The organism is Geodermatophilus sp. SYSU D00758 (assembly GCF_054049955.1).
The window spans coordinates 25,014-34,763 of sequence record NZ_JBJGYK010000045.1; the positions used below are offsets into that span (position 1 = coordinate 25,014).

At 76.7% G+C, this 9,750-nt stretch carries 7 protein-coding genes; 2 read left to right on the forward strand and 5 right to left on the reverse strand.

The genetic code is table 11. The annotated features are described in order from the left end of the window. Positions 1–8 precede the first annotated feature (8 nt). Entirely contained in the window at positions 9–1,154 is a 1,146-nt protein-coding gene (locus tag ACI8AC_RS21800; protein WP_456899940.1) for an acyl-CoA dehydrogenase family protein, read from the reverse strand. Positions 1,155–1,256: 102 nt separating this feature from the next. Here ACI8AC_RS21800 and ACI8AC_RS21805 point away from each other — a divergent pair, with 102 nt between their 5' ends. Then, entirely contained in the window at positions 1,257–5,897 is a 4,641-nt protein-coding gene (locus ACI8AC_RS21805) for an ATP-dependent helicase (RefSeq protein WP_456899941.1), read from the forward strand. Positions 5,898–5,990: 93 nt separating this feature from the next. Here ACI8AC_RS21805 and ACI8AC_RS21810 read toward each other — a convergent pair whose 3' ends face one another. The 4 genes from ACI8AC_RS21810 to ACI8AC_RS21825 form a co-directional block, all read right to left on the reverse strand. Then, the gene (locus ACI8AC_RS21810) at positions 5,991–6,263 is read right to left on the reverse strand and encodes a TM2 domain-containing protein (protein WP_456899942.1); all 273 of its coding nucleotides are present in this window, start codon (positions 6,261–6,263) and stop codon (positions 5,991–5,993) included. 395 nt (positions 6,264–6,658) lie between these two features. Further along, positions 6,659–6,877, reverse strand: coding sequence for a hypothetical protein (locus tag ACI8AC_RS21815; RefSeq protein ID WP_456899943.1), 219 nt, complete (start codon positions 6,875–6,877; stop codon positions 6,659–6,661). Continuing rightward, positions 6,835–7,665 (reverse strand): AAA family ATPase, encoded by an 831-nt coding sequence (locus ACI8AC_RS21820; protein WP_456899944.1) that lies wholly within the window; start codon positions 7,663–7,665, stop codon positions 6,835–6,837. The genes ACI8AC_RS21815 and ACI8AC_RS21820 overlap by 43 nt, the downstream gene beginning before the upstream one ends. Positions 7,666–7,979: 314 nt before the next feature. Beyond that, complete coding sequence (locus tag ACI8AC_RS21825; RefSeq protein WP_456899945.1) at positions 7,980–8,600, reverse strand: antibiotic biosynthesis monooxygenase; 621 nt, start codon at positions 8,598–8,600, stop codon at positions 7,980–7,982. 131 nt (positions 8,601–8,731) lie between these two features. Here ACI8AC_RS21825 and ACI8AC_RS21830 point away from each other — a divergent pair, with 131 nt between their 5' ends. After that, a complete protein-coding gene (locus ACI8AC_RS21830; protein ID WP_456899946.1) occupies positions 8,732–9,586 on the forward strand; it encodes a DNA-formamidopyrimidine glycosylase family protein in 855 nt (284 codons plus the stop codon). Positions 9,587–9,750 lie beyond the last annotated feature (164 nt).

The window sequence follows — 9,750 nt, forward strand, 5'->3', positions numbered from 1 at the left end:
GGCGGCCCTCACAGCCCCATCGAGCGGCCGATGATCTCCCGCATGATCTCGTTGGTGCCGCCGTAGATGGGCTGGATGCGGGCGTCGCGCCAGGCCTTGGAGACGGGGTACTCGTCCATGTAGCCGTAGCCGCCGTGCAGCTGCAGGCAGCGGTCGGCGACCTTGTTCTGCAGCTCGGTGGTCCAGTACTTGGCCATGGCCGCGTCCACCGGGGTCAGGTCGCCGGCGTTGAGCTGCCGGACGCACTCGTCGACGAAGGTGCGCGCGACCGTGACCTCGGTCTGCAGCTCGGCGAGGACGAACCGGCTGTTCTGGAAGCTGCCCACCGGGCGGCCGAAGGCGGTGCGGGAGGTGACGTACTCGACGGTCTGCGCGAGCACCGTCTCGGCCGCCGCCACCGCGCTGACGGCGATCGACAGGCGCTCCTGCGGCAGGTTCTCCATCAGGTGGGCGAAGCCCCGGTTCTCGGTGCCCAGCAGGTTCTCGGCCGGGACCCGGACGTCGTCGAAGAACAGCTCGGCGGTGTCCTGGGCCTTGAGGCCCACCTTGGCGAGGTTGCGGCCGCGGGTGAAGCCCGGGGTGTCGCGCTCCACCACGAGCAGGCTGGTGCCCTTGGCGCCCGGGGCGTCGGGGTCGGTGCGGGCGACCACGATGACGAGGTCGGCGTTTATGCCGTTGGTGATGAAGGTCTTGGCGCCGTCGAGCACCCAGCCCTCGCCGTCCCGGCGGGCCGTCGTCCGGATGCCCTGCAGGTCGCTGCCGGCGGCCGGCTCGGTCATGGCGATGGCGGTGATCAGCTCGCCGCTGCAGAACCGCGGCAGCCAGCGCTGCTTCTGCTCCTCGGTGCCGAGGTCGCGCAGGTAGGGGCCGACGACGTCGTTGTGCAGCGAGAACCCCACCCCGGTGGCGCCCACGCGCATGAGCTCCTCGTCGACCACCGCGAGGTAGCGGAAGTCGCGCACCCCGCCGCCGCCGAAGCGCTCCTCCTGGTCCATGCCGAGCAGCCCCTGCGCGCCGGCGGAGGTCCACACGTCGCGGGGCACGATGCCGTCGGCCTCCCACCTGTCGTGGAAGGGGACGACGGTCTTCTCCGCCCACGCCCGGACCGCGGCCCGGAAGTCCTCGTGCTCGGCCTCGTACAGCGAACGGCGCATACCCGGGAGTGTGCCGCAGGGCACCGACCTCCCGGGACCCGTCCGCCGGACGGGGGACCCGTGGCGCGGCGGAACGTCGTACCCCGGGGCGACACTGGCGGCGTGCCGACCCGCCCGAGCCCGCTGGAGCGCTTCTCCGAGCCCACCCGCGCGTGGTTCACCGGGGCGTTCGCGGAGCCGACGGCCGCGCAGGAGGGGGCCTGGCGGGCGATCAGCGGCGGCGGGCACGCGCTGGTGGTGGCACCCACCGGCTCGGGGAAGACGCTCGCGGCGTTCCTGTGGTCGCTCGACCGGCTCGCGTCGTCCCCGCCGCCGGCCGACGAGCAGGCGCGCTGCCGCGTCCTCTACGTCTCCCCCCTCAAGGCGCTGGCGGTCGACGTCGAGCGCAACCTGCGCGCCCCGCTGGCCGGCATCGGCCAGGCCGCCCTGCGGCTCGGGCTGGAGCGGCCCGACATCCGGGTCGCGATCCGCTCCGGCGACACCCCGGCCGACGAGCGCCGCGCCTTCACGCGCCGACCGAGCGACATCCTCATCACCACGCCCGAGTCGCTGTTCCTCATGCTGACCAGCTCGGCCCGCGAGGCGCTGCGCGGCGTGGAGACGGTGGTCGTCGACGAGGTGCACGCCGTCGCCGACACCAAGCGCGGCGCCCACCTGGCGGTCTCCCTCGACCGGCTCGACGAGCTGCTGGAGCGGCCGGCCCAGCGGATCGGCCTGTCGGCGACGGTGCGCCCGGTCGAGGAGGTGGCCACCTTCCTCGCCGGGGGCCGCCCGGTGGAGGTCGTCGCCCCCGGGTCGGCCAAGGAGTGGGACCTCTCGGTCGTCGTCCCGGTCGAGGACATGAGCACGCTCGGCCAGCCCACCGGCGAGCTCGAGGGCTCGGCGGCCGGCGCGCAGCCGCGCGCCTCGATCTGGCCGGCGGTCGAGGAGCGCGTGCTGGACCTGGTCCAGGCCTCCCGCAGCACCATCGTGTTCGCCAACTCCCGCCGCCTGGCCGAGCGGCTGACCAGCCGGCTCAACGAGCTGGCCTACGAGCGGGCCACCGGGGAGACCGCCCCGCCCGGCACCAACGCCGCCGCCCTCATGGCCCAGGCCGGTTCCGGCGGCGGGGTGCCCGAGGGGGTGGCGCCGGTGGCCGCGGCCCACCACGGCTCGGTGTCCCGCGAGCAGCGGGCGGTGGTCGAGGAGGCGCTGAAGTCCGGCCGGCTGCCGGCGGTGGTGGCCACGTCCTCCCTCGAGCTCGGCATCGACATGGGCGCGGTCGACCTCGTGGTCCAGGTGGAGGCCCCCCCGACGGTCGCCTCGGGGCTGCAGCGGGTCGGCCGCGCCGGGCACCAGGTCGGGGCGGTCAGCCGCGGGGTGCTGTTCCCCAAGTACCGCGGCGACCTGGTGCAGTGCGCGCTGGTCGCCGAGCGGATGCGCGCCGGGGCCATCGAGTCGGTGCGCTACCTGCGCAACCCGCTCGACGTGCTGGCCCAGCAGGTGGTGGCGATCGTCAGCGAGCGGCCGCGCACCGTCGACGAGGTCGCCGCGCTGGTGCGCCGCTCGGCGCCGTTCGCCGCGCTGCCCGACTCCGCGCTGCACGCGGTCCTGGACATGCTGGCCGGCCGCTACCCCTCCGACGCCTTCGCCGAGCTGCGGCCCCGGCTGACCTGGGACCGCGTCACCGACACCCTCACCGCCCGCGGCGGCGCCCAGCGGCTGGCGGTCACCAGCGGCGGCACCATCCCCGACCGCGGGCTCTTCGGCGTCTTCCTCGTCGGCGGCGAGGGGGCCGGCGGGCGACGGGTCGGCGAGCTCGACGAGGAGATGGTCTACGAGTCCCGGGTCGGCGACGTCTTCCTGCTCGGCTCCTCCTCCTGGCGGATCGAGGAGATCACCCACGACCGGGTGCTGGTCTCCCCCGCGCCCGGCCAGCCCGGGAAGATGCCGTTCTGGCACGGCGACGCCCCCGGCCGCCCGCTCGAGCTGGGCCGCGCCCTGGGCGCCTTCCTCCGCGAGGTGGGGGCGGCGACGCCCGAGGCCGGGCTGGAGCGGGCGCGGGCGGCGGGCCTGGACGAGTGGGGCGCGGCCAACCTGCTCGCCTACCTCGCCGAGCAGAAGCAGGCCACCGGGCACCTGCCCGACGACCGCACGCTGCTGGTCGAGCGGTTCCGCGACGAGCTGGGCGACTGGCGGCTGGTCGTGCACTCCCCCTTCGGCGCGCAGGTCAACGCGCCCTGGGCGCTGGTGCTGGCCGCGCGGCTGCGGGAGCGCTACGGGGTGGACGTGGCCGCCATGCACTCCGACGACGGCATCGTCCTGCGGTTGCCCGACACCACCGGCGAGCCGCCGGAGGCCGACCTCGCCGTCCTCGATCCGGACGACGTCGAGCGGGAGGTGACCGCCGAGGTCGGCAACTCCGCGCTGTTCGCCAGCCGGTTCCGCGAGTGCGCCGCGCGCGCCCTGCTGCTGCCCCGCCGCGACCCGCGCCGGCGCACCCCGCTGTGGCAGCAGCGGCAGCGGGCCGCCCAGCTGCTGTCGGTGGCCGCCGAGTTCCCCGGCTTCCCCATCACGCTGGAGGCCGCCCGCGAGGTGCTGCAGGACGTCTACGACGTGCCCGGTCTGGTCGAGCTGATGCGCGACGTGCGGGCCCGCCGGGTCCGGGTCGCCGACGTCCAGACCCAGACCGCCTCGCCGTTCGCCCAGTCGCTGCTGTTCGGCTACGTCGGCCAGTACCTCTACGAGGGCGACGCCCCGCTGGCCGAGCGGCGGGCGCAGGCCCTGGCGCTGGACTCCGGCCTGCTCGCCGAGCTGCTCGGCCGCTCGGAGCTGCGCGAGCTGCTCGACGCCGAGGCGATGGCCGAGATCGAGCGGGAGCTGCAGCGGCTGCCCCCCGGGCGCCACCCCCGCGACGTCGACGGTGCCGCGGACCTGCTGCGCGTGCTCGGCGACCTCGCACCCGCCGAGGCGGCGGCGCGCGGGGTGCCGCGGGAGTGGCTCGACGAGCTGGTCGCCTCCCGGCGGGCGCTGCAGGTGCGCCTCGCCGGTGAGGAACGCTTCGTCGCCATCGAGGACGCCGGCCGGCTGCGCGACGCCCTGGGGACGGCGCTGCCGGTCGGGGTCCCGGAGGTCTTCACCGAACCGGTGGCCGACCCGCTGGGCGACGTCGTGGGCCGCTACGCCCGCACCCACGGCCCGTTCCTCCCCGGCGAGGTGGCGCAGCGACTGGGCCTCGGGGTCGCGGTGGTCACCGCCACCCTGCAGCGGCTCACCGGCACCGGCCGGCTGGTCACCGGCGAGTTCCGGCCCGGCGGCACCGGCCAGGAGTGGTGCGACGCCGAGGTGCTGCGGTCGGTGCGCCGGCGCAGCCTGGCCCGGCTGCGCCAGGAGGTGGAGCCCGTCCCGGTCGACGCGCTGGCCCGGTTCACGCCGTCCTGGCAGTCGGTCGGCAGCCGGCTGCGCGGTCCGGACGGCGTCCTGGCGGTCGTGGAGCAGCTCGCCGGTGCCCTCGTCCCGGCCAGCGCCCTGGAGACGCTCGTGCTGCCGTCCCGGGTGCGCGACTACGCACCGGCGATGCTCGACGAGCTGACCAGCGCCGGGGAGGTGCTGTGGTGCGGCGCCGGGGGGCTGCCCGGCGGTGACGGCTGGGTGAGCCTGGTGCCCGCCGACCTCGCCCCGCTGCTGCTACCGGACCCCCTGGAGCTGCCCGAGGCCGGCGGCCCGGTGCTCGACCTGCTGGCCGGCGGGCAGGCGCTGTTCTTCCGCGGGCTCTCGGACCTGCTGGGCGCGACCGACGACGCGGCGCTGGCCGACCTGGTCTGGGACCTCGTGTGGGCCGGGCAGCTCACCAACGACACCCTGGCGCCGCTGCGGACCCGGCTCTCCGGCGGCGGCACGCACCGCAGCAGGCCCGCCGCGCCCCGCGCTCGGCTGGACCGCACCCGGTACGGCCGGGCCCGGGTGGGCCGGCCGGCCATGCCGACCCGCACCGGGCCGCCCACGGTGGCCGGGCGCTGGTCCCGGCTGCCCGACCGCGAGACCGAGCCGACCCGCCGCGCCACCGCCCGCGCGGAGGCGCTGCTGGAGCGGCACGGCGTGCTGACCCGCGGCGCGGTCATGGCCGAGCAGGTGCCCGGCGGGTTCTCCGCGGTGTACCCGGTGCTGCGGGCCTTCGAGGACAACGGCCGGGCCCGGCGCGGGTACTTCGTCGAGACGCTCGGCGCCGCCCAGTTCGGCACTCCCGGGTCGGTGGACCGGCTGCGCGGGTTCGCCTCGCCGGACCGCCCGCCGCAGGGGGCCGTGGTGCTGGCCGCCACGGACCCGGCCAACGTCTACGGGGCGGCGCTGCCGTGGCCCGAGCGCGGTGGCGCGGCCGACGGGGAGGGCGCCACGCAGGTCGCCGTGGACGTCGCGGTGGACGTCGGTGAGGGCGCCGGCGGGCAGCGGTCGGGCAGCGGGCGGCGCAGCGGCAGCGGGCACCGGGCCGGGCGCAAGGCCGGGTCGCTGGTGGTCCTGGTCGACGGGGAGCTGGTGCTCTACGTCGAGCGGGGCGGCAAGAGCCTGCTGTCCTGGACCGAGGAGGAGACCGTGCTCAAGGAGGCGGCCACCGCGCTGTCCGGTGCGGTCGCCGCCGGCGCGCTGGGCCGGATGGTGGTGCAGAAGGCCGACGGCACGTCGGTGCACGAGTCGACGCCGCTGTCGGCCGCGCTCCAGGCGGCCGGGTTCGCCGCCACCCCGCGCGGGCTCCGGCTGCGCGGCTGACCCTCGCGCCGGTGACGCTCGGCCACCGCGATCACCGGGTGACAGGCGGCGGCGCAGGTAGCGCCGTCTCCGTCGTCCCGGCCGGAGGACCGATCAGGCCAGACCGAGGGACCGGTTCGCCGCGAAGGCCTGTGCGTTGTAGTGGCCGAGACGCTGGTTCATCCGTACCGCGTCGACGATCCAGAGCACGAACAGCGCGGCCAGGCCCAGGAATCCGATCAGGACGACGGACAGCAGCCAGCTGAGGACGAATCCGATGGCGTAGGCCACTCCCCACCCCGTCCGGCCCAGGTAGAAGTGGTGGGCCCCGAAACCACCGAGGAAGAACCACAACAGCCACGCGGCCGTGCCGTCCTTGTAGGGCATCGGCAGGACCGGATGGGGCGTCCCGCCGAAGGGCTGCGCCGCGGGCAGTGCGTAGGGCTGGGCGGGGAGGCCGCCCGGGTGACCCGGATGAGGCCGAGCCGGCGGCGGACCCGTCTGCACCCAGTTCTGCGGAGGCTGGGGCGGCGCGCCCCAGCCCTGCGGCGGGGTCGGTCGTCCCGAGGGAGTCGGCGGCGGCTGGTCGGCGCCGGGCACGGGCGGGTACGTCACGTCGACTCCTCGGTGCGGTGTGCAGGTGGGCGACTGCCCGTTCCTGCGTGTGTCATCGGCAGCCGTCCCCCCGGCCTCCAGGTGAACCGGGACACCGAGCACCAGCGGGCTCGCGCTGCCGAGAGGGGGCGCGCTGCCGAGAAGGGGCGCTGACCCACCCCGTCCCGTCAGCGCTCCGGCCAGCGCCAGCTCGGCCGGGCCAGCAGGGTCTGACCCTCGACGACCGTCTCGCCGTGCTCCTTGAGCAGGTGCACCGCCCGGTGGCCGCCCTCGGAGATCCCGTCGTCCTGGGGCCCGCCTGCCACGGCTGCGGCCAGCGCCTCGCGCAGCACCGCCGAGTGGGTCACCACCACGACCTGGGTGCGCGCCGCGGCGCGGGCCACCATGCCGGCCAGGGGCCCAGCAGCTCGGGGTGCAGGCTGGTCTCCGGCTCGTTGAGGACGAACAGCTCCGGCGGGCGCGGGGTGAGCAGGGCGGCGGCCCACAGCAGGAAGCGCAGGGTGCCGTCGGAGAGCTCGGCGGCGTCCAGGGGGCGCAGCAGGCCGGGCTGCCGCAACCGCACGCGGAACAGCCCGTCGGCGTCGACGACCTGCACCGAACTGCCCGGGAAGGCGCCGTCCACCGCGGCGTCCAGGTCCTCGCCGTGACCGAGCTCGCGCAGCGTCTGGAGGGCGGAGGCCAGGTCCCCGCCGTCGTCGGCGACCACGGGGGTGAACGTGCCCGGCCGGGCGGCCCGGGCCGGTGCGGCGGGGTCGGTGCGGAACGCGTCGTAGAAGCGCCAGCCCCGGACCCGGGTGCGCAGGGTGAGCACCTCCGGCGCGGCCACCGGGTCGGCGACCTCCGCCAGCAGGCTCTCCTGCCGCTCCAGGCGCCGGCCGGTGTCGGCCCAGCGGCGGCCCTCGCGCGTCATCACCGCCGGCCCGTGCCGCTCGACGAGCAGCCCCGCCGGCCGCATCACCGGCCCGGCCCAGACGACCTCGCGCTTGACCTCCGGGTCGCGGGTGAACATCGAGGTGAGGTCGGGCCGGGGCAGCCCGAGGTCGAGGGAGTAGCCGAGGTCGTCCCCGCCCAACCCGACCCGCACGGCGACCGGGCCGCGGCGCACCGTGCCGGTGGTCTCCGCGCGGCCGGAGCGCACCGCCGCACCGACCACCTCGGGGCCGGCCCAGAGCACCGACTGCAAACCCGCCCTCGGCCGCCAGCGCCGCGACCGCCTCGCCGCGGGCCGCGGCGGCCAGGAGCCGGAGCACCCGGTAGAGGCTGGTCTTGCCGGACCCGTTGGCGCCGGTGACCACCGTGAGCCGGCCCAGGGGCACCACGACGTCCCGCAGCGACCGGTAACCCTGCACCGCCAGCGTCTGCAGCACCGGCGGCCTACCCGGCCCGGCGGGGGGCGGTGGATGCCCGCGGGTGCCCGCCGGCGCCTGCCGGGTGCGGATCCGTCACACCCTGGTGTCTACGCCGCGGTACCGGCACCGGCCGGCCGGGTCAGCGACGCCCGCGCAACCAGGGGGCGAACCACCGGGTGAGCCGGGGCATGACGACCTGACCGAGCAGGACGACGACGACCGTGGCCGACAGCAGCAGCCGCGCCGGCAGCGGCCAGGAGCCCACCAGCGGCCCCAGCAGCAGCTGGAACGCCAGGGTGATGGCGAAGACCGCGGCGATGGTGAGCAGGGTGAGACGCCAGCGCGGGCCCGGCCGCGGCGGGGTGAGCGCGGTGAAGAAGCTGTCCAGGCCCGCCACGCGGGCGTAGTCGGCGCCCTCGGCGAGCTGCTCGACCCGCTCGAGGGCGGCCTGCCGCTCGGGCGAGCGCTCCCAGCGGGCCAACGACTCGCCGTCGGCGAAGCGGTACACCAGGTGGTACCGGTCGGAGCCCGGCCCGGGCCGCAGCAGGCTGGTGCCCAGGTTGCCGGGGAAGCCGCCGGCCACCGCGAGGACGTCGGCAGCCCACTGCTCGAACGCCGCTCGCTGGTCGGGGCGCACGTCGCGGGCCACGGTCACCGTGACCGGCTCGGCGACCTCGGCGACGTGGGCGGGGGCGATGGCGCCGGAGACGGCACCGGGAACGGCGCCGGCCGGGGTGCTGGGCTCGGGACGTCGGGGCACGCAGGGTCCAGCGCCGCGACCGGCCCGGCCCTTCCCGCCCACCGGGTGACCTGGCTCGCCTCCCGGCCGCGGGGGTCCTCCGCCCGCCGGTTCGCGGCGCTGCCCCGCCGGCCACGGGGGACACTGGCCCCGTGCCCGAGGGAGACACCGTCTGGCTGGCCGCGAAGCGGATGAACACCGCGCTCGCGGGTGCCCGGCTGCGCCGCGGCGAGCTGCGGGTCCCCCGGCTGGCCGCGACCGACCTGGCCGGGCGGACGGTCGCGGAGGTGGTGCCGCGCGGCAAGCACATGCTCACCCGGTTCACCGACGGCTGGACGCTGCGCACCCACTACCGGATGGACGGCAGCTGGCACATCTACCGGAGGGGCGCCCGGTGGCGTGGCGGCCCGGCGTTCTCCATCCGCGCGATCCTGGCCACCGACCGGTGGGACTGCGTCGGCTACCGGCTGCACGACGTCGCGATGGTGCGGACCACCCAGGAGGACACCGTCGTCGGGCACCTCGGCCCCGACGTCCTCGGCCCCGACTGGGACCTCGACGAGGCGCTGCGCCGGCTGCGCTCCCAGCCGGACGAGCAGGTCGGCGTCGCGATCCTCGACCAGCGGAACCTGTGCGGCCCGGGGAACCTCTACAAGGTCGAGGGGTTGTTCGTCTGCGGCGTCCACCCGTGGATGCGGGTGGCCGACGTCGCGGACCTCCCCGGGCTGGTCGAGCGCACCCGGGCGCTGATGCTGGCCAACCGCGACCGCCCGGAGCAGAGCACCACCGGCGACCTGCGCCGCGGCCGCGACCACTGGGTCTACGGCCGCAAGGACAGGCCCTGCTACCGCTGCGGGACGCCGGTCCTGCGCGGCGACCAGGGCCCCGACCTGCAGGAGCGGATCACCTACTGGTGCCCGACCTGCCAGGCCACCGACGCACCCGTCGACCCGCGGGCCCGCACCGGGGCGCCGGACCACCCGCCCCCGCTCGCCGGCGCCCACTGACGGGGACCCCGCTGCCCCACCGCTCGCCCGCCCGCGGCCGGCTCCCTGCCGCCCCCGGGCGCCGCCGCGGTCGCGGCGCCCGGCTGCGGTGGGTGCGGGGGTGCGGGTCGGGCTCGACGTCACGGGTCCTCCTCGGCGGGTCGTCCGGTGGGGTCGTCCGTGGC